General features: G+C 71.8%; 27 protein-coding genes. 14 read left to right on the top strand and 13 right to left on the bottom strand.

Features of this window, described 5'->3' with window-relative positions:
* Positions 1 to 126: 126 nt before the first annotated feature.
* The 5 genes from ACFXOA_RS12685 to ACFXOA_RS12665 form a co-directional block, all read right to left on the bottom strand.
* Positions 127 to 306: a hypothetical protein gene (locus ACFXOA_RS12685; RefSeq protein WP_385025860.1), complete on the bottom strand. Its 180-nt coding sequence runs from the start codon at positions 304 to 306 to the stop codon at positions 127 to 129.
* Positions 307 to 386: 80 nt separating this feature from the next.
* Entirely contained in the window at positions 387 to 1112 is a 726-nt protein-coding gene (locus ACFXOA_RS12680; RefSeq protein ID WP_385025857.1) for an HAD family hydrolase, read from the bottom strand.
* A gap of 11 nt (positions 1113 to 1123) precedes the next feature.
* Complete coding sequence (locus tag ACFXOA_RS12675; protein ID WP_385025854.1) at positions 1124 to 1846, bottom strand: phosphatase PAP2 family protein; 723 nt, start codon at positions 1844 to 1846, stop codon at positions 1124 to 1126.
* A 34-nt stretch (positions 1847 to 1880) separates the two neighbouring features.
* Positions 1881 to 2816, bottom strand: a complete 936-nt coding sequence (locus ACFXOA_RS12670) for a M56 family metallopeptidase (protein WP_385025851.1) — start codon at positions 2814 to 2816, stop codon at positions 1881 to 1883.
* Positions 2817 to 2901: 85 nt separating this feature from the next.
* Positions 2902 to 3501, bottom strand: a complete 600-nt coding sequence (locus ACFXOA_RS12665) for a DUF5134 domain-containing protein (RefSeq protein WP_385025848.1) — start codon at positions 3499 to 3501, stop codon at positions 2902 to 2904.
* A gap of 181 nt (positions 3502 to 3682) precedes the next feature.
* Here ACFXOA_RS12665 and ACFXOA_RS12660 point away from each other — a divergent pair, with 181 nt between their 5' ends.
* Complete coding sequence (locus ACFXOA_RS12660; protein ID WP_385025845.1) at positions 3683 to 4231, top strand: GNAT family N-acetyltransferase; 549 nt, start codon at positions 3683 to 3685, stop codon at positions 4229 to 4231.
* A 108-nt stretch (positions 4232 to 4339) separates the two neighbouring features.
* Here the strand turns inward: ACFXOA_RS12660 and ACFXOA_RS12655 are convergent, their stop codons facing one another.
* Positions 4340 to 4990, bottom strand: coding sequence for a glycerophosphodiester phosphodiesterase (locus tag ACFXOA_RS12655; protein WP_385025963.1), 651 nt, complete (start codon positions 4988 to 4990; stop codon positions 4340 to 4342).
* A 280-nt stretch (positions 4991 to 5270) separates the two neighbouring features.
* On the opposite strand from ACFXOA_RS12655, the gene ACFXOA_RS12650 reads away from it, so the two are divergent.
* From ACFXOA_RS12650 to ACFXOA_RS12640, 3 genes are read left to right on the top strand one after another with little or no spacing between them, the layout of a single operon-like run.
* Complete coding sequence (locus ACFXOA_RS12650; protein WP_385025842.1) at positions 5271 to 6668, top strand: DUF6421 family protein; 1398 nt, start codon at positions 5271 to 5273, stop codon at positions 6666 to 6668.
* Between the two features lie 26 nt (positions 6669 to 6694).
* Complete coding sequence (locus tag ACFXOA_RS12645) at positions 6695 to 7459, top strand: SDR family NAD(P)-dependent oxidoreductase (RefSeq protein ID WP_385025839.1); 765 nt, start codon at positions 6695 to 6697, stop codon at positions 7457 to 7459.
* A complete protein-coding gene (locus tag ACFXOA_RS12640) occupies positions 7438 to 8520 on the top strand; it encodes a threonine aldolase family protein (RefSeq protein ID WP_385025836.1) in 1083 nt (360 codons plus the stop codon). The genes ACFXOA_RS12645 and ACFXOA_RS12640 overlap by 22 nt, the downstream gene beginning before the upstream one ends.
* A 76-nt stretch (positions 8521 to 8596) precedes the next feature.
* Here ACFXOA_RS12640 and ACFXOA_RS12635 read toward each other — a convergent pair whose 3' ends face one another.
* Positions 8597 to 9319: a lysophospholipid acyltransferase family protein gene (locus ACFXOA_RS12635; protein ID WP_385025833.1), complete on the bottom strand. Its 723-nt coding sequence runs from the start codon at positions 9317 to 9319 to the stop codon at positions 8597 to 8599.
* Between the two features lie 219 nt (positions 9320 to 9538).
* Here ACFXOA_RS12635 and ACFXOA_RS12630 point away from each other — a divergent pair, with 219 nt between their 5' ends.
* The 5 genes from ACFXOA_RS12630 (at position 9539) to ACFXOA_RS12610 (ending at position 14050) form a co-directional block, all read left to right on the top strand.
* Entirely contained in the window at positions 9539 to 9865 is a 327-nt protein-coding gene (locus ACFXOA_RS12630; protein WP_385025830.1) for a TlpA family protein disulfide reductase, read from the top strand.
* Between the two features lie 196 nt (positions 9866 to 10061).
* Positions 10062 to 10568, top strand: a complete 507-nt coding sequence (locus ACFXOA_RS12625; RefSeq protein ID WP_385025827.1) for a flavin reductase family protein — start codon at positions 10062 to 10064, stop codon at positions 10566 to 10568.
* A 203-nt stretch (positions 10569 to 10771) separates the two neighbouring features.
* Positions 10772 to 11557 (top strand): electron transfer flavoprotein subunit beta/FixA family protein, encoded by a 786-nt coding sequence (locus ACFXOA_RS12620; protein WP_385025824.1) that lies wholly within the window; start codon positions 10772 to 10774, stop codon positions 11555 to 11557.
* Between the two features lie 57 nt (positions 11558 to 11614).
* Positions 11615 to 12577, top strand: coding sequence for an electron transfer flavoprotein subunit alpha/FixB family protein (locus tag ACFXOA_RS12615; protein WP_385025821.1), 963 nt, complete (start codon positions 11615 to 11617; stop codon positions 12575 to 12577).
* A 171-nt stretch (positions 12578 to 12748) separates the two neighbouring features.
* Positions 12749 to 14050 (top strand): DUF6986 family protein, encoded by a 1302-nt coding sequence (locus ACFXOA_RS12610; RefSeq protein ID WP_385025818.1) that lies wholly within the window; start codon positions 12749 to 12751, stop codon positions 14048 to 14050.
* 148 nt (positions 14051 to 14198) lie between these two features.
* On the opposite strand, the gene ACFXOA_RS12605 is transcribed toward ACFXOA_RS12610, so the two are convergent.
* Positions 14199 to 15227, bottom strand: a complete 1029-nt coding sequence (locus ACFXOA_RS12605; RefSeq protein WP_385025815.1) for a LacI family DNA-binding transcriptional regulator — start codon at positions 15225 to 15227, stop codon at positions 14199 to 14201.
* A 182-nt stretch (positions 15228 to 15409) separates the two neighbouring features.
* On the opposite strand from ACFXOA_RS12605, the gene ACFXOA_RS12600 reads away from it, so the two are divergent.
* A complete protein-coding gene (locus ACFXOA_RS12600) occupies positions 15410 to 16369 on the top strand; it encodes an ROK family protein (protein WP_385025812.1) in 960 nt (319 codons plus the stop codon).
* Positions 16370 to 16640: 271 nt separating this feature from the next.
* Positions 16641 to 16802 (top strand): hypothetical protein, encoded by a 162-nt coding sequence (locus tag ACFXOA_RS12595; RefSeq protein ID WP_385025809.1) that lies wholly within the window; start codon positions 16641 to 16643, stop codon positions 16800 to 16802.
* Between the two features lie 65 nt (positions 16803 to 16867).
* Here the strand turns inward: ACFXOA_RS12595 and ACFXOA_RS12590 are convergent, their stop codons facing one another.
* Positions 16868 to 17041, bottom strand: coding sequence for a hypothetical protein (locus ACFXOA_RS12590; protein ID WP_385025806.1), 174 nt, complete (start codon positions 17039 to 17041; stop codon positions 16868 to 16870).
* Positions 17042 to 17238: 197 nt separating this feature from the next.
* Here ACFXOA_RS12590 and ACFXOA_RS12585 point away from each other — a divergent pair, with 197 nt between their 5' ends.
* A complete protein-coding gene (locus ACFXOA_RS12585; RefSeq protein WP_385025803.1) occupies positions 17239 to 18285 on the top strand; it encodes an NUDIX domain-containing protein in 1047 nt (348 codons plus the stop codon).
* 169 nt (positions 18286 to 18454) lie between these two features.
* On the opposite strand, the gene ACFXOA_RS12580 is transcribed toward ACFXOA_RS12585, so the two are convergent.
* Both ACFXOA_RS12580 and ACFXOA_RS12575 read right to left on the bottom strand, forming a co-directional pair.
* Positions 18455 to 19135 (bottom strand): MBL fold metallo-hydrolase, encoded by a 681-nt coding sequence (locus tag ACFXOA_RS12580; RefSeq protein ID WP_385025800.1) that lies wholly within the window; start codon positions 19133 to 19135, stop codon positions 18455 to 18457.
* 91 nt (positions 19136 to 19226) lie between these two features.
* On the bottom strand, positions 19227 to 20591 hold the full coding sequence (locus ACFXOA_RS12575; protein WP_385025796.1) for a dipeptidase: 1365 nt from the start codon (positions 20589 to 20591) through the stop codon (positions 19227 to 19229).
* A 194-nt stretch (positions 20592 to 20785) separates the two neighbouring features.
* On the opposite strand from ACFXOA_RS12575, the gene ACFXOA_RS12570 reads away from it, so the two are divergent.
* Complete coding sequence (locus ACFXOA_RS12570; protein WP_385025793.1) at positions 20786 to 22051, top strand: geranylgeranyl reductase family protein; 1266 nt, start codon at positions 20786 to 20788, stop codon at positions 22049 to 22051.
* Here ACFXOA_RS12570 and ACFXOA_RS12565 read toward each other — a convergent pair.
* On the bottom strand, positions 22035 to 22490 hold the full coding sequence (locus ACFXOA_RS12565; protein WP_385025790.1) for a nitroreductase family deazaflavin-dependent oxidoreductase: 456 nt from the start codon (positions 22488 to 22490) through the stop codon (positions 22035 to 22037). The genes ACFXOA_RS12570 and ACFXOA_RS12565 overlap by 17 nt on opposite strands.
* 127 nt (positions 22491 to 22617) lie before the next feature.
* Here ACFXOA_RS12565 and ACFXOA_RS12560 point away from each other — a divergent pair, with 127 nt between their 5' ends.
* Positions 22618 to 23352 (top strand): TetR/AcrR family transcriptional regulator, encoded by a 735-nt coding sequence (locus ACFXOA_RS12560; protein ID WP_385025787.1) that lies wholly within the window; start codon positions 22618 to 22620, stop codon positions 23350 to 23352.
* Positions 23353 to 23683: 331 nt separating this feature from the next.
* Here ACFXOA_RS12560 and ACFXOA_RS12555 read toward each other — a convergent pair whose 3' ends face one another.
* Positions 23684 to 24958 carry an MFS transporter gene (locus ACFXOA_RS12555; RefSeq protein WP_385025784.1) on the bottom strand — a complete coding sequence of 425 codons (1275 nt, stop codon included), beginning with the start codon at positions 24956 to 24958 and terminating at the stop codon, positions 23684 to 23686.
* Between the last annotated feature and the right edge of the window lie 84 nt (positions 24959 to 25042).

Below are 25042 nucleotides of genomic sequence, written 5' to 3'. Positions count from 1 at the left end.
CCCGCCGGACTGTCCGCCCGGCGGGGCACGCGCACTTCATTGACCCGGAGGGCGCGCGGGGACATGCTGTACCCCTGCGTTCCGGCGATGCGGGGGATCGCCGGAATCCAGCACTCCCGCCGAGACTCAGGCGGCGGGCCGGACGCTCGTTCCCGCGGCGGCGGCCCACTCCACGAGCAGCCGGCGGTACTCGGTCTCCTCGTCCGGGGACAGGAGTCCGCCCGCGCGCTGCCACAGGGTGCGGATCTCCTCGTTGACGACGGAGACGGGGCGCGCGACGGCGGACGGGTTCGGATGCGGGGACATGTGCACCAAGCTAAACCCCCTTCGGGCCGCGGACCCCGTCCGGAGGCAGGGATTTCCCTCACACCGTCTGCGGGAATCCTTCACGAACGGTGTCCTCCGGGCGTCTCACCTGCCATTTCCACCAGCCTCAGCGCTCGGAGCCCGTCCGGGCGTTCTTCCACGGGCAGGTGGTCCACGAAGCGCACCTCGCAGCCCAGCGCGGCCGCGCCCCCGTCGGCGTGGCGGTCGTCACCCACCATGACCACGTCCGCGGGATCGAGGTCCAGCCCGGCGCACGCGATACGGAACAGCTCCGGAGCGGGCTTCTGGACACCGTGCTCGTAGGAGAGGACGTACCCGTCCACCAGCGCGTCCAGGCCGTGGGCCCGGAAGACCGGGCGCAGGTCCCAGCCGATGTTGCTGACCACTCCGACCGTGACGCCCGCTCGGCGCAGTCCGCCCAGCACCTCCGCGGCGTCCGCGTACGGCTGCCAGGCCTCAGGGCTCATGTGGCGTTCGTACAGCGCGTCGTAGAGCCCCGGGTCCGGAAGAGCCACCTGACGGGCCAGGCCGGTATAGGCCTCACGGTGCAGCCGCGCGCTGCGGTCGCGTTCGGCCCAGGCGGACGCCAGGCCCGGCGGAACCCGCTCGGGAGGCGGCCCGCCGGGCAGTGCGCCGGCGGCCGTCAGTTCGCGTACGAGCCCCTCGAAGCGGGCCGGCCGAGTCTGCACGCCCCGCGCGTCCAGGACGGCGCGCAGCCACGCGGCTACGGGCTCGATCCGGAAAAGGGTTCCGGAGAAGTCGAAGAGTGCGCCCTTGATGGTCATGGAGCCGATGATCACGGCCTCTGCCGGTCCTCACAAGGGGGCTCCGGGTGCCCCGCGGAGCCCCCTTGTGAGGACCGCCACCCGGAGCAGGCGCAGTACCCGGCGAGCGAGAGGGCGGTCACGGCCCCTCCCAGCAGCACACCGCCCACCACATCACTCAGCCAGTGCACACCCAGGTAGACACGGGTCCAGGCCACCCCGGCCACCGAGACGACGGTGACCACGAGAGCCCCCCACCACGGGGACGACGGCGCGCCGTGCAGGCGCAGCAACCACATCAGCAGCCCACAGGTCACCGCCGCGGTCATGACGTGGCCGGAGGGGAAGGCGGCGTAGTGGGCCGTGTCCACCGGATCGGCCCACTGCGGACGCTCCCTGCCCATGGCGGCCTTCACGCCCTGCTGCACCAGTGTCGCCAGGAGGCTGGTCGCGGCGATCCACCCGGCGAGCAGCCGTGATCCACGCCACCACAGGACGACCACGACAAGGGCGGTCACCGCGCGCATCGTCCAGGGGTCCCATACCCAGTCCGTCAGCACCCGGTTGACCCGGACCATGTCCGGGTCGGCCGATGCCCGGCGGTGGAGGGCCTCGGCCACCGTGCGGTCCAGTGACAGCAACGGCCGCCAGCCCGTAGCGACCAGGACGAGCAGGAGGAGCGACAGCGCGGCACAGACGGCGCCGGTGACGAGGAGCGGAACCCGGCCGAGCGGAGGGAGGGGCGATGAGTGCATACGGGCGATCCTCGTCCACCGTCCGCCCGTGGTGTCAGCGCAGGGCGCTGAGTCCCGGCACGAAAGCCACCAGCAGCGGAACGACCGGTACCAGTGCCGCGGCGGCCGTCAGGCGCAGCCGACGGGCGGCTGTGAGCCGCTCCACCGGGGTGAGCAGGCGGTTCACCCTCAGCGGCACCTGGGCTCCCGCTGCCGGGGCCGGACCGAACACCCCGCGGTCCTCGTTGAGTTCGACCAGGGCGAGAGCGATCGTCAGACGTCCGAAGCGCCGTGAGGCCACGTCGTCCGCGGCCAGCTCCACGAGACGGTGCATCTCGTCCCGGAACGCCGCGAAGAACGGAACCTGCGGGAAACCGGTCGCCAGGGCACCCGACGAATGCAGAAGCCAGTCGTGGCGAGCCTGGGCGTGTCCCTGCTCATGCGCCAGGACGGCATCCAGCTGACGTCCCTTCAGGCGGCTCAGCGCCGCCGTGGTGATGACCAGTTGCGGCGCCGAACCGGGCAGCCACCACGCGTCGGGCCGGTCGCCCTCCAGCACCACGAGGCGGCCGTCGCCAGGCTCCTCGCCGGGCAACAACGGAGCGCGGACCAGGAGTTCGGAGCGCCGCCGGCGGCGCCGCACCCGCGCCCGGTGGATCTCCCGAACCAGCATCGCCGCGGTCCAGAGACCGCCGAGCGCCAGCAGAACGGCGATGACCGCGGACCACGGCCCGTACGCCCCCAGCGCGTACGCCTCGACCACTCCGTGCGGTGCCGGTGCGAAGACATGGCCACGCACCGCCTGCCAGGCGGCGGCCGCGCTGAAGGTCATCGAGAGCCCGAACGACAACAGGACGCCCACCACCACGCACTGCCACACCCACAGGGCCACGACCGGCTCACGCTCCGGCCACCTGGCCCGCGCCATCAGGCCGGGGGCCACGACGGCGGTCAGGGCACCGAGCAGCAGCAGTGCGAGGGAGACCAGCATGGCGTCACCCTACGAGGGCGGCGGGTGCCGCGGTACGGCCGCGCACACCAAGTGACGTACGCCACGGGGCGGCAGGGCCGCTGTCTCAAAGGGTGAGCAGCATCGCGAACATGGCCGTCCCCATGGCCAGTCTGCACGCCAGGGCCAGCTCGGGACGCCTGCCCCAGCCCGCCCCACCTACCGCAGCCGCACCAGCGCCCACCGTCACGCCGGAGGCGGGCGGGATGAGCCGCCCAGCCGAGCGCAGGACGTACACCGCGTAGTAGGCGAGGAGGACTCCCGTCAGCAGCGGGACGCCTCCCGCGGATCCGCCGGCCCCCGCTCCGTGGCCCGCGTGGCCGGAGCCCGCGCCATGGCTCATGCCCGGGGCCATGGCCAGCGCCATGTAGACCATGGCGAGCGAACCGATCAGGTGGTGCAGATGGTGTGCGCCCTTTCCCGCGCGGGCGGCCGCGTGCAGCGCGGCGGCGCCGAACACCACCACGTACACCAGCCAGGCCCATCCCGGAGGTGTCAGTACGGCGGCGGGCAACGCCATCGCCGCCATTCCGAACCCCATCAACGCCTCGGCCTGCGCCGCTCCGCGTTCCCGCGCGGCGCCGTCGCGGGTCCGCAGCAGGCAGTACGCCCCCGTGGCCCCGCACAGTGACACGAGCAGCCAGCCGGACAGCACCGGTCCGTGCACGGTGAACCTCCCCCTACGGCGGATGATGACGCCGGTGTCGTCCCATCGATGCCCCGTTCCCTCCGCTCGTACCGGGGCGCATTGGGGTACTGGGGAGCGCGCCAGTGCCTGCGGGGGGCGTCCGGCGACCGGGTTAGTCTCGGGAGGGCACCACGGCGGCACTACACGGGAGAAGAGCCACATGGACATCGCACCGGCCACGGCACGGGCAGAACTGACCTTCCGCGACGCGACCGGGAGCGACGTCCCCGCACTCGTCGAACTCGTCGAGAGCGCCTACCGCGGTGACGCCAGCCGTGCCGGATGGACCACGGAGGCCGACATACTCCAGGGGCAGCGCACCGACGCCGACGGTGTCAGGGAGGTACTCGAGGGCCCCGCCGGCAAGATCCTCATCGCCCAGCGGGACGGTGCGCCGGTCGCCTGCTGCCAGCTCGAACACCGCGGGGAATCCGCCTACTTCGGCATGTTCGCCGTCCGTCCTCAGCTGCAGGGGGCCGGCCTCGGCAAGGCGTTCATCGCCGAGGCCGAGCGCGTGGCCCGCGAGGACTGGGGTGCGAAGGAGATGCACATGACCGTGATCTCGGTGCGCAAGGAGCTCATCGCCTGGTACGAGCGCCGGGGATACAGCCGTACGGGAAGGATGACGCCCTTCCCGTACGGCGACGAGCGGTTCGGCATCCCGCAGCGGGCGGACCTCGAGTTCGAGCTCCTGGTCAAGCCCCTGTAGGCCCGGCCGTGCGGCGAACCGCCGCGCACGCGCGCCGTCCCACACGTTCTCCGGGCATACGCGCCGTCTCGCGAGCCCTCCGACGTGCGCGCCGTCCCACGCGCCGTCTCACGCGGTGAAGCGGCCGGCGCGCCGGATCTCGGGGAAGTCGGTGGTGGCGCCGTCCAGCCCCAGGGCGCGGACCAGCCGGAGGTGGTCCTGTGTGTTGACCACCCAGCCGATCACCTTCAGTCCCTCGGCGTGTGCCCGCTCCACCACCTCGAGCGTGAGGCGCCTGATGTTCAGGGCCAGCGTCTGCGCACCGGCCGCCTTGGCCCGGTCCACCACGTCCGCCTCCCAGCGGCTCGCGATCAGGACCGTCCGCACTCCGGGGACCAGCTGCTTGATCTCGGCGACCGCCTCGTCGTGGAACGAGGACACCTCGACCCGTCCCGCCAGATCCCGCCTGATCATCACGTCGGCCAGGGCCCGTGCTGCCGCCACGTCCTTGATCTCGGCCTGAAGGGGGGCGCGGACCGCGTCCAGCACCTCCTCGAAGACCGGCACCCGCTCTCCTTGTCCGGCGTCGAGCTCCCGCAGCTCCGCGAGGGTCTTGGCGGCGATCATCCCGGTCCCGTCGGTGGTGCGGTCCACCGCGGCGTCGTGCATCACCGCGAGTGCCCCGTCCTTGCTGAGATGGAGATCGAGCTCGATGGCGTCCATGCCGGCCTGCTCCGCGTGTGTGAACGAGCGCAGTGTGTTCTCCGGCTCGACACCCATGACCCCGCGATGGCCGATGGTGAGAAAAGTCAAGGATCTCCCGCTTCCGTGCGTCGTGTGCGTCCCCCGCGCGGCTCCTACCCAAAGGGAAGCAGTTCTTGCCCGCCGGACGGCCGCTTCGGCGGCGGGGCGGTGGAAGAAGTTGCCGAGTCCACGTGTGGCAGGAAAAATATCGGTGAACAGGTTGAGCGGCAGGATAATTTTCGGATCCCCGCTTGTCTGAAGGAACCGTCCGTGGATACGGTTGCTTCACGCGAGGTTCTCCCGTGAAGGAAGTGTCATGACGGAAATTCTTGAGCAAGCCACCGCTGTCGCCAGGACGGCCACCGCACAGCGGGTCGTCGAGCACCCGGCCTGGCCCGCGCTCAAGGGTGCCGTCGAGGAGTTCCGCGTCTGGCAGTCCGAGGACGGCTCCATCGACTTCGAGGCGGACGGCGCTCCCTCCGCCGCCGCGGCCGGCGCCGTCATCGACCGGGTGGTCGGCGCGGTCGAGCAGCTCTCCCCGCTGCTGCCGCACGACGAGGAGTACCACCGCGCACTCGTCGCCGACCTGCGCCGATGGGCTGCCGACGGCTTCGGCGTCCCCGACTTCCTCGACTCGCTGCTGGCCTTCCAGCCCGCCAGGAGCCGTGCCGACGGCCTGCAGCACCTGGTCGTCTTCGCGATGTACACGCAGAACGGCAACCCCGACCGCAATCTCGAGGCCGTCGTGCTGCGGATGGTGTGGCCGGAGTGGCTCGCGGACCTCGAGGCCACGCGCTACGACAACCCGCTCTTCTGCGGCATCACGTTCGAGGACTTCACGGCGGGCTACGACACCAACTCCGCCGTGCTCTTCCCCGAGACCATCGCGGTGCGCGAGGCACCGGAGCGCTTCAGCTGGGGAGGCATCTTCTGCGACCGGGAGGCCGCCCGCTTCCGCCGCGTGACGCAGGAGGCCGTCGAGCTGCTCGGACTGGAGCTGCCGGACGACATCCGGGAGATGCTCGGCGACCAGACCCGCTGCGAGCAGGCGTTCGTCCTCTGGGACATGGTCCACGACCGCACCCACAGCCACGGGGACCTGCCCTTCGACCCGTTCATGATCAAGCAGCGCCAGCCCTTCTGGATGTACGGCCTGGAGGAGCTGCGCTGCGACCTCACCGCCTTCCGGGAGGCGGTGAGGCTCGAGGGTGACGGCTTCGGCCAGGGCCGCGACGTCCAGTACGCCGTGCTCTTCGACCGGATGTTCCGCTTCCCCGTCACCGGTGAACGTGTCCGCAACTACGACGGCCTCGGTGGGCAGCTGCTCTTCGCCTACCTGCACAAGCACGACGTGGTCCGCTGGACCGACAACACACTCAAGATCGACTGGGCCCGTGCCCCGCAGGTCACCAACCAGCTCTGCGGCGAGATCGAGAAGCTCTACCGCGACGGCATCGACCGGCCCAAGCTGGTGCACTGGTTCGCCGCGTACGACCTGGTCTCCACCTACCTCGCACCGCACCCGGGCTCCCTCTGGGCCAAGGGGCCTGACGCTCTCGACCTGACCCGACCGCCGCGGAGGCTCGTCGACGACGTGCTTCCGGACGAGTTTCCCCTGAGCATGTTCTATGAGGCGCTCTCGAAGAAGCTGAAGCGTGTGATCGCCTCGACCCGAGGTATCACCAGGGCGGACGCCGGGCGAGCAGCTGCGTGAGCGCGGGTTCTGAGGAGGCGGTGGCGATGAACGGAACAGGCAGGGCCGACAACGGTGTGCTCGAGGGTGCGGTGATCGCGGTGGCCGGTGCGGCGGGTCCCGCCGGCCGGGCCACGCTGCTCAGGCTCGCGGAGGCCGGAGCGACGGTGGTCGCGTCCGACGCGAACCCCGAGCGGCTCGTCGAGGCGGTCGACGCGGCACGCTACGCCCACGGGGGCGCGACCGTCACCGGTGACACGGTCGATCTCCTCGATCCGGGCGCCGCGCGTGAATGGGCCCTCAAGACGGAGAGCGAGTTCGGGAAGGTCGACGGCCTGGTCCATCTGGTCGGTGGCTGGCGCGGCGGTGCGGGGTTCGAGGACTCGAGTCTCGCCGACTGGGACTTCCTCGAGAAGCTGCTGATCCGGACCGTCCAGTCGACGTCGCTGGCCTTCCACGAGGTGCTCCAGCGCAGCGACCGGGGTCGCTACGTGCTGATCAGCGCGGCCGGAGCCAGCAGCCCGACCGCCGGGAACGCCGCCTACTCCGCGTCCAAGGCCGCGGCCGAGGCGTGGACCCTCGCCCTGGCCGACTCCTTCCGCAAGGCGGGGGGCGACGCGGGACCCACATCGGCTGCTGCGATCCTGGTCGTCAAGGCACTGGTGCACGACGCGATGCGCGCCGAGCGCCCGAATGCGAAGTTCGCGGGCTTCACGGACGTCACGGAGCTGGCCGAGGCCATCGCCGGCGTCTGGGACGTTCCCGCAGGAGAAGTGAACGGAAAGCGCCTGTGGCTGACCCCGCAACCGTAAGGACCGACGCGCGACGGCATCACGATCCACTGGTACGCGGTTTCGCCAGTGACAACTACGCGGGCGCGCACCCCGAGATCCTGGCGGCCCTCGCCCTCGCCAACGGCGGCCACCAGGTCGCCTACGGCGAGGACGACTACACCGAGCACCTCCAGCGGGTCATGCACAGCCACTTCGGCCCCACCGCCGAGGCGTTCCCCGTCTTCAACGGCACGGGGGCCAACGTGCTCGCGCTGCAGGCGCTGACCGACCGCTGGGGTGCGGTGATCTGCGCCGAGTCCGCGCACATCAACGTCGACGAGGGCGGCGCGCCGGAGCGGGTGGGCGGTCTGAAGCTGCTCACCGTGCCGACGCCGGACGGCAAGCTGACCCCGGAGCTCATCGACCGCCAGGCGTACGGCTGGGAGGACGAGCACCGGGCGATGCCCCAGGTCGTCTCCATCACGCAGAACACCGAGCTCGGCACGGTCTACACGCCGGACGAGATCCGGGCCGTCTGCGAGCACGCCCACCGGCACGGGATGAAGGTGCACCTGGACGGCGCCCGGATAGCCAACGCCGCCGCGTCGCTGGACGTGCCGATGCGTACCTTCACCAACACGGTCGGCGTCGACGTCCTCTCCTTCGGAGGGACCAAGAACGGCGCGATCTTCGGCGAGGCCGTCGTCGTGCTGGACCCGGACTCGGTACGCGCCATGAAGCACCTGCGCAAGCTGTCGATGCAGCTGGCCTCGAAGATGCGCTTCGTCTCGGTGCAGCTGGAAGCGCTCCTGGCGCGGGACCTCTGGCTGCGCAACGCGCGCCACGCCAACGCCATGGCCCAGCGGCTCGCCGACGGGGTGCGGACGGTGGACGGGGTCGAGATCCTTCACCCCGTGCAGGCCAACGCGGTCTTCGCGCGGCTCCCGCACGCCGTGTCCGAACGGCTCCAGAAGCGGTTCCGGTTCTACTTCTGGGACGAGAAGGCCGGAGACGTCCGCTGGATGTGCGCGTTCGACACCCGTGAGGACGACGTCGACGCCTTCGTGCTGGCGCTCAAGGAGGAGATGGCCCGGCAGTAGGCGGGACATGGACGAGGTACGACGGCGGCCGTGGAGCGAGTGCTCTCCACGGCCGCCGTGTCGTCTCCGTGCGTCGTCAGCCGCGCTCGCGCACCTCGGCGGGCGTCGGCGCCGTACCGCCGAGATGGGCAGGTACCCACCAGGTGTCCGACGCGTCCTTGGGCCGCACCGGGTACGCGCGCTGGGCCGCCTCCAGGAGCTCCTGGACGCGCTCGCGCAGCCGGCGCGTGATGGCGCCCGCGTACTGGTCGGTGGGCGCTTCCAGGGCTTCGCCCACCCGGATCGTGATCGGCATGTGGCTGCGCCGGAAGTTGCGCGGACGGCCCTTGGTCCACAGGCGCTGGGTGCCCCAGAGCGCCATGGGGACGAGCGGCACTCCGGCCTCCTGCGCCAGGCGCGCGGCACCCGACTTGAAGCTCTTCAGGGTGAACGACTCGGAGATCGTCGCCTCGGGGAACACGCCGACGACCTCGCCCGACCGAAGAGAGGCCAGCGCGTGCGCGTATGCGTCCTCGCCCTGGTCGCGGTCCACGGGGATGTGCTTCATGCCGCGCATCAGCGGCCCGGACACCCTGTGCCGGAACACCGACTCCTTCGCCATGAAGCGGACGAGCCGCTTCTGGGGAAGGGCGCCCAGTCCGCTGAAGATGAAGTCCAGATAGCTGATGTGGTTGCTGACCAGAACCGCGCCACCGGTCTTCGGGATGTGCTCCGAACCCTGGGTGTCGATCTTCAGGTCGAGCGCCTTGAACAGCGTGCGAGCGGCGCCGATGACCGGCCGATAGACGAGTTCTGCCATCTGGATGAAGACCCTTCTTCAATGCCTCGGGAGGGTTCTCCCGGCGGAAGTTACGCAGCCGTAGGTTTTCGGCATTGGGGCGATCGTGCCCCATGTGCGACGTCGTGGCCAGCCCCAAAGGGTCCGGGGCGAGAGATTCTCGTCACGTGAACGGGCCGGGAATGCGGCGGGCCGGCGGTGTGCTGACCCATGGTGCGGAGATGTGAGACGGAGGCAGGGATGGACGGGCGGATGGCTGCCGAAACGCTGGACGCTGCCCAACTCGGGGCGGAGCTGGGCGATCGGGCGACTCTGGTGCAGTTCTCCAGCGCCTTCTGCCAGCCGTGCCGGGCCACCAGACGCGTCCTCGCGGAGGTGGCCGGGATGGTCGACGGGGTGGCCCACGTGGAGATCGACGCGGAGGCGCGCCTCCCCCTCGTGCGCGCCCTCGGAATCAGCCGGACCCCGACGGTGCTCGTGCTCGACGCGGACGGCAGGATCGTCCGCCGCGCCGCCGGCCAGCCGCGCCGGGCGGACGTCCTCGCGGCTCTCGGGCGGGCGATATGACGGTCCGTGACACATCTCCCACATGACGGGACGCACTTGACTGCGCACGCCACGCATCGTCAGTCTGACGTTATGCCGCCAGACCTCCTTCTCTCCGGCCGGGTCCATATCGACCTCGCTCGTCACGCGAGCGCGCGCTGTCCGGGCTTCTGAAGAACCCGCGGACCCGTACGCCCACTCGTCGAAGGATCACCCCATGACGGCATCGACCGATCTCGCCGCCTCGCTCGCGGCCACTCCCGAACTCCTCCGCTCCGTCTTCCGCCGGCACGCCGCCGGGGTCGCCGTGATCACGGCCGCCGGTGCCGCTCCGGTCGGCTTCACGGCCACCTCGCTCAACTCCGTCGCAGCCGAGCCCCCGCTCGTCTCCTTCGGAGTGGGAACCTCTTCCTCCAGCTGGCCGGTGATCGCCGAGGCGGAGCATGTCGGGGTCCACATACTCGGGGAGCACCAGCAGGAGCTGGCCGCGACGTTCGCGCGCCGCGGGGCCGACCGCTTCGGCCCCGCCACCGACTGGCGTGTCGGCCCGGAGGGCGTGCCGCTGCTGGGAGGCGTGGTGGCGTGGCTGGTCTGCCGGGTGGTGGCCCGTGTCCCGGCGGGGGACCACCGCATCGTGATCGCCCAGGTGGAAGCCGGTGACCCCTCGGGAGGCGGCAGGCCCCTCGTGTATCACCAGGGCCGGTTCACGGCTCTGCGAGACTGAGACCCGCACGCGCCGGGGGTGTGCCGGGCCCGTTGGCTACGTCACAGTTCCAAGCGCTTGCTTATGGGTAACGTAATAGGTGTACTGGCGAGTAATATTTCGGCCCGGGGGCTCGGTCGCCCTGACCGGAAACCGCCCGACAAGGCGCCTATGCTGCGTGCAACAAGGCAGCCCGGAAATGACGATGCAGTAGGAGAGCCGGCGTGAGCTTGAGGATCGTTGTCTGTGTGAAGTACGTGCCCGACGCCACCGGCGACCGGCACTTCGCCGATGACCTGACCCTGGACCGTGACGACGTCGACGGTCTGCTGTCGGAGCTCGACGAGTACGCCGTCGAGCAGGCGCTGCAGATCGCCGACGAGGCGGACGACGCGGAGATCACCGTGCTCACGGTGGGTCCGGAGGACGCCAAGGACGCGCTGCGCAAGGCGCTGTCGATGGGCGCCGACAAGGCCGTCCACGTCGAGGACGACGACCTGCACGGCACCGACGTCATGGGGACGTCCCTGGTCCTGGCCAAGGCCGTCGAGAAGACCGGTTACGACCTGGTCATCTGCGGCATGGCGTCGACGGACGGCACGATGGGTGTGCTGCCGGCGCTGCTCGCGGAGCGTCTCGGCGTCCCGCAGGTCACGCTGCTCTCCGAGGTCTCCGTCGAGGGCGGCACGGTCAAGGGCCGCCGTGACGGCGACACCGCGTCCGAGCAGCTCGAGGCGTCCCTGCCGGCCGTGGTGTCGGTGACGGACCAGTCGGGCGAGGCCCGCTACCCGTCCTTCAAGGGCATCATGGCGGCGAAGAAGAAGCCGGTGGAGTCCCTGGACCTGGACGACCTGGACATCGAGGCGGACGAGGTCGGTCTGGGCGGCTCGTGGACCGCGGTCGACTCCGCGGCCGAGCGTCCTGCCCGCACCGCGGGCACGATCGTCAAGGACGAGGGTGAGGGCGGCAAGCAGCTGGCCGAGTTCCTCGCGGGCCAGAAGTTCATCTGAGCCCCGGTCGCATCTTCCACGCCCCGCCCTTTCTCGCACGCAGGAGATTGAAGTCCCATGGCTGAAGTTCTCGTCTATGTCGACCACGTCGACGGCGCCGTCCGCAAGCCCACCCTGGAGCTGCTGACGCTCGCCCGCCGCATCGGTGACCCGGTCGCCGTCGCCCTCGGCAACGGCGCCGCCGACACCGCCGCCGCGCTCGCCGAGCACGGCGCGGTCAAGGTGCTCACCGCCGACGCGCCGGAGTTTGCCGACTACCTCGTCGTCCCGAAGGTCGACGCGCTGCAGGCCGCCTTCGAGGCGGTCTCCCCGGCCGCCGTGCTGCTGCCCTCCTCGGCCGAGGCCAAGGAGATCGCGGCCCGCCTGGCGCTGCGCATCGGCTCGGGCGTCATCACCGACGCCGTCGACCTGGAGGCCGGCGACCAGGGCCCCGTCGCGACGCAGTCCGCCTTCGCCGCCTCGTACACCACCAAGTCCCGTGTCTCCAAGGGCACCCCGGTCATCACGGTCAAGCCGAACTCGGCCGCCGTCGAGGCCGCCCCGGCCGCGGGCGCCGTCGAGGCCCTGTCCGTGTCCTTCTCCGCCACGGCCACCGGCACGAAGGTCCTCTCCCGCACCCCGCGTGAGTCGACCGGGCGCCCCGAGCTGACCGAGGCCGCGATCGTCGTCTCCGGCGGCCGCGGCGTCAACGGCGCGGAGAACTTCGCGATCATCGAGGCGCTCGCCGACTCCCTCGGCGCGGCCGTCGGCGCCTCGCGTGCCGCGGTCGACGCGGGCTGGTACCCGCACACCAACCAGGTCGGCCAGACCGGCAAGAGCGTGTCCCCGCAGCTGTACATCGCCTCCGGTATCTCCGGCGCGATCCAGCACCGGGCCGGCATGCAGACCTCGAAGACCATCGTCGCGGTCAACAAGGACGCCGAGGCCCCGATCTTCGACCTCGTCGACTACGGCGTCGTCGGCGACCTCTTCACGGTCGTCCCGCAGCTCACCGACGAGGTCAAGGCCCGCAAGGGCTGATCCGGCACGAGCACTGCCCGTACGACGGCCCGGGGCCGCGTGGTGTCCTCACCGCGCGGCCCCGGGCCGTTTCCGATCACCATTGACGCGCGACCAACGGGCTTATAACTTCACTATGCGGATGAAATATTCCGGGAAGTGGAAGTTACTCACTACGTGGAGGGTACGTTCATGGGTCAGCAGGAGAAGGTGGCGACGAGCCTCACCGCGGCGGTCGGTGAGGAGATCAGCGCCTCCCTCACAGCGGTGGACGCCGAACTCGCCCGCCGCTACCCGGGGGACCCCGGTACGCGCCAGCCCGTCCACACCGTCTACGTGCCCGCCGACGCGTTCACCGCGGGCACGATCCGCGCATGGGGCGACCAGGCGCTGGCGGCCCTCGACGAACACGCCCCCGACGCCGCCGCGTTCGCCGGGGCGCTCGGCATCCCCGACGCACTCGCGGGGCCGGTGCACGACCGCGTACGCGCCAAGCTGGAACGCGAGCCGGTGGAAGACCTGCGGATCGACTTCGAGGACGGGTACGGCCCGCGCCCGGACGCCGAGGAGGACGAGGCGGCGGCCCGCGCCGCACGGCTGGTCTCCCAGGCGTACGCGGACGGGACCGCCGCGCCGTACATGGGCATCCGCATGAAGTGCATGGAGGCCGCCGTACGGGACAGGGGCATCCGCACCACGGACATCTTCCTCACCGGCCTGCTGCGGGCCGGCGGGCTTCCGGACGGCCTGGTCCTGACGCTGCCCAAGGTCACCTATCCCGAGCAGGTGACCGCCTTCGTGCGGCTGCTCGAAGCCTTCGAGGAGACCCACGGTCTGCCGGCCGGGCGTCTCGGGTTCGAGATCCAGATCGAGACGAGCCAGTCGATCCTCGCCGCCGACGGCACCGCCGCCGTGGCCCGCATGATCGACGCCGCGAAGGGCCGGGCGACCGGGCTCCACTACGGGACCTTCGACTACAGCGCCTGCGTCGGGGTCAGCCCCGCCTACCAGGCGAGCGACCACCCCGCCGCCGATCACGCCAAGGCTGTCATGCAGGTCGCCGCGGCCGGCACCGGCGTCCGCGTCTGCGACGGCTCCACGAACGTGCTGCCCGTCGGCCCCACCTCTCAGGTCCACGAGGCGTGGCGCCTCCACCACGGCCTCACCCGCCGCGCCCTGGCCCGCGCCTACTACCAGGGCTGGGACATGCACCCGGGGCACCTGCCCACGCGCTACGCCGCCGTCTACGCCTTCTACCGCGAGGGCCTCGCCCCGGCGGCGTCCCGTCTCGCGGCCTACGTCGCGAAGGCCGGCGGGGACGTCATGGACGAGCCCGCCACCGCCAAGGCGCTCAGCGGCTACCTGCTGCGCGGCATCGACTGCGGCGCCCTGGACGCGGACGAGGTCACCGGTCTCACCGGCCTGAGCCGGGCCGACCTGGACGGCTTCGCCTCGCCGCGACGGGCTGACCTGACCGTCACCGTGCCCCGGTAGCCGACAGCCACCGGGCCTCGCGCCCCGGTCGCCCGGCGCCCTTGTCGCGCCGTCCGCGCGTCCGGCACCCCGCCGTCAGGATTCCGGCCGGTGGCCGTACGCACGCGGCGCTTCCCGGGGCCGGCACCGACGGTCGCGGCGCCGGGGCTCAGGCGGGCGGCAGCTCGCCCGACCCGCGCGCGATCAGGCGGGTCGGCAGCTCCACCCGCGCGGGCGCGTCGCAGGCGCCGTCGAGGCGGCGGAACAGGTGTTCCGCCGCCGTGCGGCCGACCGCCGCGGCGTCCTGCGAGATCACGGTGATGCCGAGCAGGTCCGCCAGTTCGATGTCGTCGAAGCCGACCAGCGCGATCCGGCGGTCGCACTCGGCGAGGACACGGACCGCGGTGACCGTCACGCGGTTGTTCCCCGAGAAGAGCGCGGTCACCGGCTCCGGCCCGGCCAGCATGGCCTCGGCCGCCGCCCTCACCCGCGCGGGACCGGTCGGCCCGAGGGAGACCCAGGACTCCTCCACCTCTATGCCCGCGTCCGCCATGGCCGCGTGGTAGCCGCGAAGGCGCTCCGTGGCGGTGTGGATGCGCGGCTGGTCACCGATGAAGCCGATCCTGCGGTGACCGTGCTCGACGAGATGGGCGACACCGGCCCTGGCGCCGCCGAAGCTGTCCGAGAGGACCGTGTCGGCGTCCACCTGTCCCGCCGGACGGTCGACGAACACGGTGGCGATGCCCGCCTTCATCTCGGGTTCGAGATACCGGTGGTCGTCACCGGCGGGGATCACGATCAGGCCGTCGACCCGGCGGGCGCAGAGCGCGAGGACGAGTTCCTGCTCACGGTCCGGGTCCTCGGCGCTGGAACCGTTGATCAGCAGGGCGCCGTGGGCACGGGCGACCTCCTCCACGGCACGGCTCAGCGGGCCGTAGAACGGGTCGGCCAGATCCTCGAGCACCAGGCCGATCGAGGCGGTGCGCCCCTTGCGCAGCACGCGCGCACTGTCGTTGCGCCGGAAACCGAGGGCCTCGATGGCCTCCTGGACGCGCCGCTCGGTGTCGGGGGTGACACCGGGTTCGCTGTTGACCACGCGGGAGACCGTCTTGAGCCCGACTCCGGCGCGTGCCGCCACATCCTTCATGGTCGGCCGGTTGCCGTAGCGGGACTCGGAAGGGCGGGCGGTCTCGGCCACGGTGCGCTGTCCTGACGTCGGGAACGGTCGGTTCGGCCCTCCCGGTCGGTGCCGGGGGAGGCCGTGAAGCTGTGGCGTCGAGCATAGGCCCTGGACAACGTTGTCAAGAGAATGGAGACTGGGAGGACCACACAGACTGAAGTCGCAGGTCCTGCGCCGCACCCCCCGGAGAGTCCACACCGATGCATACCGACCTCGTCGCCGCGCTCGACATCGGCGGCACCAAGATCGCCGGGGCATTGGTGGACGGCGACGGCACGCTCCTCGTCCGGGCCCAGCGTCCCACGCCGGCCCGCGAGGGCGCCGAAGCCGTGATGGGCGCCGTGGGCGGCGTCCTGGCGGAGCTGACGGCCTCTCCGCTCTGGACCAGGACACACGCGGTCGGCATCGGCAGCGCCGGGCCCGTGGACGCCTCGGCAGGCACGGTCAGCCCGGTCAACGTCCCCGGCTGGCGGGGCTTCCCACTGGTGGCCAGGGTCGCGGCCCTCACCGGCGGACTGCCGGTCACCCTCGTCGGCGACGGCGTCGCCATGACCGCGGCCGAGCACTGGCTGGGCGCCGCCCGTGGGTACGACAACGCGCTGTGCCTGGTGGTGTCCACGGGCGTCGGCGGCGGTCTGGTGCTCGACGGGAAGCTGCACCCGGGGCCCTCGGGCAACGCCGGTCACATCGGCCACATCAGCGTGGACCTCGACGGCGATCCCTGCCCCTGCGGCGCGCGCGGCTGCGTCGAGCGCCTCGCGAGCGGGCCCAACATCGCACGCCGGGCGGTGGAGAACGGCTGGCGCCCCGGACCGGACGGCGACGCGACGGCAGCCGCCGTGGCCGCGGCGGCGCGTGCCGGGGACCCCGTGGCCGTGGCGTCCTTCGAGCGGGCCGCCCAGGCTCTCGCCGCCGGCATCGCCGCCACCGCGACCCTGGCCGACATCGACATCGCCGTGATCGGCGGGGGAGTGGCCGGTGCGGGCGAGGTCCTCTTCGCGCCGCTGCGCAGGTCCCTCCGCGACTACGCCACCCTCTCCTTCGTCCAGAACCTCACCGTGGCCCCCGCGGTGATGGGGACCGACGCCGGCCTGGTGGGCGCGGCGGCGGCCGTGCGTCCGGTCGGCGTGAACGGCGTACGGGCCGTGGCGGCCCCGTAGAGGGCCCGCCCCGCGGGATCGCTCCCGACGGCAGGCCGGTGGCCGCCTGATACCGTCCGGCATGGACATCACATCCGGCGGCACGGACGGGCCACGCCTCGACGCCGCCGCCCTGGCCCACGCGGAGCGTGGCGCCAACGTGTAGGGATCCCTGACGGAGACGTCCGACGCCGGACACGCCGCCGAGGTCTTCCGCCGCGCGGGCTGGGCGGTCCGACGATCGAGCTGGACCGGGTACGAGGCCGAAAGCGCCTTCGCGGAACTGGAACTGATGCCGACGGAGCCCGTGGTCCTCAGTGGGTTCGTCGACCCCGACCGCGTCGCTCTGCTCCTGGCAGCCCTGACGGATACGGGCATGCCGTTCACCCTCGAGTTCGAGGACCCGGACGGGCGTGAGCACTTCCTTCGCTCCGCGGCCCGGCCCGGAGGCTGACCGTGGGGGAGAGTACGCGTGTTCCGCCGCAGGCGTCCCCTCCGCCGTCCCTGCCCGTGCGCGCGTCAGCCGTCCCGCTGGTCGGGCTGCGGAGTCACCACCAGGAAGGTGTCCCGCTCCAGGTCCATCACGACCGCCGCGGGCACGCCCTCGCCACGGCGGGCCGCCGCGAACTCCTCCGCGGGCCGGCTGCCGCGCGGGCCTCCGGCAGGGAACTGTTCCAGTACCGTGCGACGCAATGCTCTTCCCCTCGTCCGTCCGGTGAACGCCTCTTCCAACGAGGCCCGGTGCCCGGTGTCACGGTGCCTCGGCCGACCGGACCCGCAACGCCACCACACGCCCCGGCGCCCGCTCCGGCGCAACCATGTGACCGATGTTGGTTTCCGGAGCGGGGTGTTGCGGGCAAGCCACAGGGGGCTACGGAGGAGGGGGACCCGTGATCGTCTGGATCAACGGTGCGTTCGGTGCGGGCAAGACCAGTGCCGCGTGCGAACTGATCGATCTGATCCCGAACAGCACCCTGTACGACCCCGAACTGACCGGCGGGGGACTGAGCCGGCTGCTGCCGCAGAAGAGACTCGCGGAGGTGACCGACTTCCAGGACCTGCCCATATGGCGGCGGCTGGTGGTCGACACGGCCGCCGCGCTCCTGGCCGAGCTCCCGGGGGTGCTGGTGGTGCCGATGACCCTGCTGAAGCAGGAGTACCGGGACGAGATCTTCGGGGGACTCGCGGCCCGGCGTATTCCGGTGCGCCATGTGCTGCTGGCGACGGAGGAAACGATCCTGCGCAGACGGATCGCCGAACGCGAGGAGTACGCCGACGACCCCGAACGCAGCGAACGGGTCCGGCAGTGGGCCTACGACCACATCGAGCCCTACCGCGCGGCACTCGAATGGATCGGCCCGGACGCCCACACGGTCGACACCGGCGCGCTCACCCCGTACGCGACGGCCGAGCTGATCGCGGAAGCACTGCGTACCGGCGCGGCGGGTGAGTGCGGCATCGTCCAGACACCCGAACCCCGTGCCGAGACGGTCGCGTCCGGGGTGCTGCTCTTCGACGACCTGGACCGGGTGCTCCTCGTCGACCCGACCTACAAGCCGGGATGGGAGTTTCCCGGTGGCGTGGTCGAGGCGGGAGAGGCTCCGGCGCAGGCGGGGATCCGGGAGGTCGCCGAAGAGCTGGGACTGCGTCTGGAGACGGTTCCCGAACTCCTGCTGGTCGACTGGGAGGCGCCGAAGCCGCCGGCCTTCGGCGGACTGCGCTTCCTCTTCGACGGGGGGCGCCTGCGGGGTGAGGAGGCCTCGCGCCTGCTGCTCCCCGGTTCGGAACTGCGCGGCTGCCGGTTCGTCACCGAGGAGGAGGCGGCCGGTCTGCTGCCGCCGACCCGTTTCGAACGTCTCCGCTGGGCGCTGCGCGCCCGTGAACGGTCCACCGTGATCAACCTGGAGGCGGGCGTACCCGTCGGGGGGGCGGGTTAGGGCCTCCCGTTCGGATCATGCCGGGCTCGCGTACCCCGGTGCCGCGTTGCACGCGGCGTCGCCGACAGCCGGTCACCGCATCGGCCCACGCCTCGCCTCGCGCCGCACCGGACCCCGCCACCCCGGTGCCGCTGATCCGGACAGGAGAGCCCGGGGGCCCGGGCGGAGCTCACCCCGCGGCGCCCCGCAGCACGGCGGCCGTGTCCTCGGTGAGCGGGTCGCCGTGACCGAAGCAGGCAACATCGGGGGCCAGGGCTGCCAGCCGGCGGAAGGATGCCCGTGCCTGCCCGTGGTCCGCGTTGAACACCCCGAGTGTCACGCGGCCGACCCCTGCCACGGCGTCCCCGGTGAACAGCACCGCGTGGCACGGCAGATGGATACCGATCGAGCCGGGGGTGTGCCCGGGAGCGTGCACGATGCGGGCGCCGCCCCCGAACGGCAGCTCGTCCCCGTCCTCCAGTTCGCGGTCCACGCGGGTGGCGGGCGCCTCCGGAACGGTCAGCGCGTGCGCGTACAGCGGTCTCTCCCAGTCGTGCAGGACCGGATCGGGTACCCGCTCCTCGCCCCGGACGAACGGGGCGTCCAGACGGTGGGCCAGAACCTCGGCGCCGTGGCGCCGGGCCAGCTCCCCGGCGGCCCCGTAGTGGTCGCGGTGGCCGTGCGTCAGGACGATCCGCCGGATCCGGGCCGGGTCGTGGCCCAGGCCTCGTATGCCGTCCTCGACGGCCGCCGCCGCGTTCACATCGCCCGAGTCGATCAGGGTCAGCTCCGCGCCGTCGGCCCAGAGACAGGCCTGACCGATCGCGAAACGGAAGAGGTGCAGCTGTGGAAGTACCTCGACGATCTCCATGGGGAGAACGTACGCACGGCGAGCCGCCCGGAACCGGAGTTCTGCTCCGGGCGACTTCGCTCAGGGCGTACCCGTACGGTCCGACGCGGCCTCAGCCCTTCCTGGAGTCCGCGTAGTTGCGCAGGAACAGTGCCTCGGCCACCGAGAGCCGCTCGAGTTCCCGCGGTGACACGCTCTCGTTCACCGCGTGGATCTGCGCCTCGGGCTCGCTGAGACCGATGAGCAGGATCTCCGCCTGCGGGTACAGCGCGGCGAGGGTGTTGCAGAGCGGGATCGACCCGCCCATTCCGGCGATCTGCATCTCCTCACCCGGGTACGCGACCCGCATGGCCTCCGACATCGCCGCGTAGGCCGGGCTGCTGGTGTCGGCGCGGAACGCCTGCCCCTGACCGACCTGCTCGACGGAGATCCGGGCACCCCACGGCGTGTGCGACTCCAGGTGCGCGGTGAGCAGCTTCGCGGCCTCCACGGCGTCCTGACCGGGCGGTACCCGCAGGCTGACCTGGGCCCGGGCGCTCGCCTGCACCGACGGGGTGGAGCCGACGACCGGCGGGCAGTCGATCCCGATGACGGTGACCGCGGGCCGCGCCCAGACGCGGTCGGAGACGGAACCCGAACCGATCAGACCGACCCCGTCGAGGACCTTGGCGTCCGCGCGGAACTCGTCCTCCGGGTACTGCAGTCCGTCCCACTCGGCGTCCGTCGCCAGGCCGTCGACCGTCGTCGTGCCGTCCTCGGCCCGCAGGGACGCCAGCAACTGGATCATCGCCGCCAGGGCGTCCGGCGCCGCCCCGCCGAACTGACCGGAGTGCAGGTTCCCCTTCAGGGTGTCCAACTGCACGCGAACCATCGCCATGCCGCGAAGCGTCGAGGTCACCGTGGGCACGCCGACCCGGAAGTTGCCGGTGTCGCCGATGACCACGGTGTCCGCGGCCAGGAGCTCCGGGTGTGCCTCGGCGTACCGCTCGAGGCCGCCGGTGCCCTGCTCCTCCGAGCCCTCGGCGATGACCTTGACCGAGACCGGCACGCCGCCGTTCGCCCGCAGGGCGCGCAGGGCCAGCAGGTGCATGATGAACCCGCCCTTGCAGTCCGCCGCCCCGCGCCCGAACCAGCGGCCGTCGCGCTCCGTCAGCTCGAAGGGCGGCGAGATCCACGCGGACTCGTCCAGCGGCGGCTGCACGTCGTAGTGGGCGTAGAGCAGCACCGTCGGGGCGCCGGCCGGGCCGGGCAGGTAGCCGTACACCGACTGGGAGCCGTCCGGGGTGTCGAGCAGCGCCACGTCCTGGAAGTCCTCGGCGCGCAGCGCGTCGGCGACCCAGGCCGCCGCTGCCTCGCACCCGCTCCTGGGGAACTGAGCGGGGTCCGCCACCGACCGGAATGCCACCAGCTCGGTGAGCTCCGCCTTCGCGCGGGGCATCAACGAGGCGACGGTCTCGGAGATCGGACGGGCGGTCATGGGCACGCTCCTGGTGGGTGCGACGTTAGGACTGTGGCGCGTGCGTCACGCGGCCGGGTGCGACGCTGTGGTCGCCGCGTCGTGTGTACGACGCATTCATGGCTGATCCTCCCACAGCGGAGTTGTGCCGAGACGCGCCGTAGGATGCCGTGAGCAGCTGTGGCCACAGGTCGGATCGGGAGCAGAAGCACATCGTGAGCAGCGAGAACGCAGACGCCGGACGTGAGCCGGATGAGTCGTCGTCGGTACCGCAGGAGTCCCCGGTGTGGGACGTCGTCGTGGTCGGCGCGGGTCCGGCAGGAGCTTCCGCGGCGTACGCCGCGGCCGTGGCGGGCCGGCGGGTACTGCTGCTGGAGAAGTCGGAGATCCCCCGGTACAAGACATGCGGCGGGGGAATCATCGGTTTCTCGCGTGACTCCCTGCCGCCCGGATTCGAACTGCCCCTGAAGGACCGGATCCACGCCGTCACCTTCTCGCTGAACGGCAGGCTGTCGCGTACCCGTAAGTCGCGGCGCATGCTCTTCGGGCTCATCAACCGGCCTGAGTTCGACGCCGGTCTCGTAGAGGAGGCGCAGAAGGCCGGGGCCGAGCTGCGGACGGGAGTGGCGGTCACCCGTGTGGAGCAGCACGGCCCGGCCGTGCCGGACCGGCGCACGGTGGCCGTGGTGCTGGCGGACGGTGAGACGGTGCTCGCGCGGGCGGTCGTCGGTGCGGACGGCAGCGCGGGCCGGATAGGAGCACACGTCGGTGTGAAGCTCGACCAGGTGGACCTCGGGCTCGAGGCGGAGATCCCCGTCCCGGAGACCGTCGCCGAGGACTGGGCCGGCCGGGTGCTCATCGACTGGGGGCCGATGCCCGGAAGTTACGGCTGGGTCTTCCCCAAGGGCGACACGCTGACGGTCGGGGTGATCGCGGCGCGCGGTGACGGAGCGGGCACCAAGCGGTATCTGGAGGACTTCGTGGGACGGCTCGGTCTCGCCGGGTTCGAGCCCAAGATCTCCTCCGGGCATCTCACGCGGTGCCGCAGCGACGACTCCCCGCTCTCCCGGGGCCGGGTCGTGGTCTGCGGGGACGCGGCGGGACTCCTGGAGCCGTGGACCAGGGAGGGCATCTCCTTCGCGCTGCGGTCGGGAAGGCTCGCCGGTGAGTGGGCGGTGCGGATCGCCGAGTCGCACGATGCCGTCGACGCGCGCCGGCAGGCGCTCAACTACGCCTTCGCCATCAAGGCGGGGCTGGGCGTGGAGATGAGCGTCGGCCGCCGCATGCTGAAGCTGTTCGAGCGACGCCCCGGTCTGCTGCACGCCGTGCTGACCGGTTTCCGGCCCGCGTGGAACGCCTTCGCGGGGGTGACACGGGGGACCACCTCCCTCGCCGAGCTGGTCCGGACCCATCCGCTGGCACAGCGGGCGCTGCACGCGATGGACCGTCGTGGTACCGACGGGGTCAGCCCGCGACCGTGATCCGGAAGACGGGGTGGTCCGCGCAGGCCGCGAGGAGCTCGGCGTCGGTCGACTTCACCGTGACGCCCTGGAAGTACTGGTCGACCTCCCAGCCCCAGCGCTTGAGGTAGGCGCGGAGGATCCGCACCTTCTGGCCGTCGTCGGCGATCTCGACGGCGGTGAACGTGCGGACCTTCCGGCCCACTCTCAGTTCTCCGCCGCCGGCCACGCGCATGTTGCGCACCCACTGGGAGTGGCCGCGTGCGGAGACCAGGTACTGCGCACCGTCATGACGGTGGGGATTGACGGGAATGCGCTGCATCCTGCCGCTCTTGCGGCCCCGGACCGACATCTCGGCCGAGCCCAGCAGGCTGAGCCCGTGGCGGGCGAGCCAACCGATGACGCTGTTCATCCGCTGCGCGAAGGCGCTTGCCCGGAGGTAGTACGGCTGCTCTGTCATGGCTGGCTCCTGAGTTTTAGAGAGCGGTGCTCTCGCTTGAGATCAGTGTGCACGGGTGTGCCGCTCTAAAGCAAGAGCAGTGCTCTCATTTTTGTTCGGTGCTCCGTCTTCGTGGCAGACTGATCTCATGAGCACCATTCGAGGAGCCAGGGAACGCGCCCGCGTCGAAGTGACGGCGGCGATCAAGGACGAGGCCAGGAAGCAGCTCGCGGCGGACGGTGCCGCCAAACTCTCCCTGCGCGCGGTCGCGCGCGAACTCGGGATGGTGTCCTCCGCGCTCTACCGGTACTTCCCGAGCCGTGACGAGCTCCTGACCGCTCTGATCGTCGACGCCTACGACGCGATCGGCCTGGCAGCGGAATCCGCCGGCACCCAGGGCGCCGGCGAAGCCGGTTCCCATGCCACCCGCTGGACCGAGGTCGCCTGTGCCGCACGGAGCTGGGCACTCGGGCATCCGCACGAGTACGCGCTCATCTACGGCTCGCCGGTACCCGGCTACACGGCCCCGCAGGACACCGTCGGTCCCGCGTCGCGCGTGGGTCTGGTGCTCATCGGCGTACTGCGTGACGCGCACCGTGACCGTGGCCTCGCACTTCCGCCGCTCGGCGACGCACTGCGCCCGGAGGCCGCGCGCATGGCCGCCGATCTGGCACCCGACCTGCCGCCCGAGGTCGTCGCGGCCCTGGTGGCCGCCTGGGCTCAGCTCTTCGGGCTGATCTCCTTCGAGCTGTTCGGCCAGTTCAACCGGGTGGTCGAGGAGCGCGAGCTGCTCTTCCGGCACGCCGTCCGCGAACTCGGCCGTTCGGTGGGTCTGCTGCCCGAGGGCGACCGTCCCTCGCGGGCTGTTGCCGGAGCGGCCTGAGGGCGCGGCCGGATTCCCGTTCCCCGGTGTCACCCGGTGACGGACCCCTCGGGCCGCAGGTCTTCGCGGACACGCCGGCCCGGGGTGCACCGGGACGGGTGGCGGGTGATCGCGGACACGCCGGCCGGGTTCGGGGTGCGCCGGAGCGGGCTGCTGGTGATCGCGGACACGCTCGCCGGGGTACACCGGGACGGCCGGGGTACACCGGGACGGGCTGCCGGTGATCGCGGACACGCCGGCCGGGTGCACCGGGACGGGCGGGTGGCAGGGTGCGAGCGACGAGGACCGGTGTCCCGCGCCGCACACCGGACCGGGCCGCCCCGGAGAACTCCTACGAGGCCGGGCCGGCGGGTGCGGCGCGACGGGCGGCCCCGCCGAGCGCGGCGGCCGTGGAGGCGAGCAGGGCCAGGGTGACGAGCGCGACCGGCAGCGAGATCCAGTCGGCGAGGAAGCCGATCACCGGCGGTCCCATCAGAAGGCCGCCGTAGCCGAGGGTCGAGGCCGCGGCGACACCGCTCGGGCCGGCCAGGGCGCCCGCCCTGCCCACCGCGACCGGGAAGATGTTCGCGAGGCCGAGCCCGGCGACGGCGAACCCGGTCAGGGCGAGCCACAGGGCCGGCGCGAGCGCGCCGACCAGCATGCCGCCCGCCGCGACCGCGCCGCCCACCACGAGCGTGCGGGTCTGCCCGAAGCGCTCCAGGAGAGTGGTTCCGGAGAGCCTGCCGACGGCCATCGCCAGCGCGAACAGGGAGTACCCGGAGGCGGCGAGTCCGGGGGGCGCGCCCAGGTCCTGGCTGAGGTGCAGGGCGCCCCATTCGGCCAGGGCGCCTTCACCGTAGGCCGTGCACAAGGCGATCACCCCGAAGAGGATCACGATCCTGCGGGCGTCGGCGCTCATCCTCCCGGGCCGCCCCGAGGGCCCCGCGCCCCGGCGGCCGCGAGCGTCCGGAACGGGGTCTGCGGGGCCTTCGCCCGCCCGCTCGGAGGCCGGTCGCCCACCGCGCAGGAGCGTCGGTCCCGCGGTCGCGGTCACCAGCAGGCCGGCCCCCGTCAGCGCCGAGAAGTGCGTCGCCGGTGAGAGGCTGCCCGCCACGAGACCGCCGAGCGCCGCGCCCGTCATGCCGCCGAAGCTGAACGCGGCGTGGAAGCTCGGCATCACCGGCCGTCGCAGCGCGGACACGACATCGACGGCGGCGCTGTTCATCGCCACGTTCATGCCGCCGTACGCGGCTCCGAACAGCAGGAGCACGAGGCCGAGCGTGAGGGCCGAACCCGCGTGTGCGGGGAGGGCGATGCTCAGGGACAGCAGTACCGCGCAGGCCACGGTGACCGCGTGACTCCCGTAGCGCCGGCACAGCCTGCCGGTGAGCGTCATGGTGATCACCGCGCCCGCCGAGACGCCGAGCAGGGCGAGCCCGAGGGTGGACGGGCCGGCTCCCGTCTGATGCTTGATGGCCGGGATGCGGACCACCCATCCGGCGAACAGGAAGCCGTCGAGGGCGAAGAACACGGTCAGCGCGATGCGGAGACGGGTCGCCGAGGAAGGAACGGTGCCTTCGCCGATACCGTCGGGCCGCGCCGTCCCTGTTTTGTTTACTTGCGACACAAACTGAGCATAGGATGGCCCCGACACGGTGCGCAAGACGATCGGCGCGGCCGTCTCCCCACGGACCGGGCGGTGAGCCGAGGG

Origin of the sequence: Streptomyces sp. NPDC059166 (assembly GCF_042755185.1) — a bacterium.
Lineage (GTDB): Bacteria > Actinomycetota > Actinomycetes > Streptomycetales > Streptomycetaceae > Streptomyces.
This window is presented reverse-complemented; position numbering and strand designations above follow the sequence as displayed.

What these genes read in the sequence shown, in the direction of transcription:
- ACFXOA_RS12645 (WP_385025839.1), top strand. Translation starts at nt 6,695, where the DNA reads ATGAACGGAACAGGCAGGGCCGACAACGGTGTGCTCGAGGGTGCGGTG.
- ACFXOA_RS12595 (WP_385025809.1), top strand. Translation starts at nt 16,641, where the DNA reads ATGCCGACGGAGCCCGTGGTCCTCAGTGGGTTCGTCGACCCCGACCGC.
- ACFXOA_RS12670 (WP_385025851.1), bottom strand. Translation starts at nt 2,816, where the DNA reads ATGCTGGTCTCCCTCGCACTGCTGCTGCTCGGTGCCCTGACCGCCGTC.
- ACFXOA_RS12680 (WP_385025857.1), bottom strand. Translation starts at nt 1,112, where the DNA reads ATGACCATCAAGGGCGCACTCTTCGACTTCTCCGGAACCCTTTTCCGG.
- ACFXOA_RS12655 (WP_385025963.1), bottom strand. Translation starts at nt 4,990, where the DNA reads ATGGGTGTCGAGCCGGAGAACACACTGCGCTCGTTCACACACGCGGAG.
- ACFXOA_RS12675 (WP_385025854.1), bottom strand. Translation starts at nt 1,846, where the DNA reads ATGCACTCATCGCCCCTCCCTCCGCTCGGCCGGGTTCCGCTCCTCGTC.
- ACFXOA_RS12650 (WP_385025842.1), top strand. Translation starts at nt 5,271, where the DNA reads ATGACGGAAATTCTTGAGCAAGCCACCGCTGTCGCCAGGACGGCCACC.
- ACFXOA_RS12625 (WP_385025827.1), top strand. Translation starts at nt 10,062, where the DNA reads ATGACGGCATCGACCGATCTCGCCGCCTCGCTCGCGGCCACTCCCGAA.
- ACFXOA_RS12685 (WP_385025860.1), bottom strand. Translation starts at nt 306, where the DNA reads ATGTCCCCGCATCCGAACCCGTCCGCCGTCGCGCGCCCCGTCTCCGTC.
- ACFXOA_RS12580 (WP_385025800.1), bottom strand. Translation starts at nt 19,135, where the DNA reads ATGGAGATCGTCGAGGTACTTCCACAGCTGCACCTCTTCCGTTTCGCG.
- ACFXOA_RS12615 (WP_385025821.1), top strand. Translation starts at nt 11,615, where the DNA reads ATGGCTGAAGTTCTCGTCTATGTCGACCACGTCGACGGCGCCGTCCGC.
- ACFXOA_RS12600 (WP_385025812.1), top strand. Translation starts at nt 15,410, where the DNA reads ATGCATACCGACCTCGTCGCCGCGCTCGACATCGGCGGCACCAAGATC.
- ACFXOA_RS12575 (WP_385025796.1), bottom strand. Translation starts at nt 20,591, where the DNA reads ATGACCGCCCGTCCGATCTCCGAGACCGTCGCCTCGTTGATGCCCCGC.
- ACFXOA_RS12660 (WP_385025845.1), top strand. Translation starts at nt 3,683, where the DNA reads ATGGACATCGCACCGGCCACGGCACGGGCAGAACTGACCTTCCGCGAC.
- ACFXOA_RS12635 (WP_385025833.1), bottom strand. Translation starts at nt 9,319, where the DNA reads ATGGCAGAACTCGTCTATCGGCCGGTCATCGGCGCCGCTCGCACGCTG.
- ACFXOA_RS12560 (WP_385025787.1), top strand. Translation starts at nt 22,618, where the DNA reads ATGAGCACCATTCGAGGAGCCAGGGAACGCGCCCGCGTCGAAGTGACG.
- ACFXOA_RS12565 (WP_385025790.1), bottom strand. Translation starts at nt 22,490, where the DNA reads ATGACAGAGCAGCCGTACTACCTCCGGGCAAGCGCCTTCGCGCAGCGG.
- ACFXOA_RS12610 (WP_385025818.1), top strand. Translation starts at nt 12,749, where the DNA reads ATGGGTCAGCAGGAGAAGGTGGCGACGAGCCTCACCGCGGCGGTCGGT.
- ACFXOA_RS12630 (WP_385025830.1), top strand. Translation starts at nt 9,539, where the DNA reads ATGGACGGGCGGATGGCTGCCGAAACGCTGGACGCTGCCCAACTCGGG.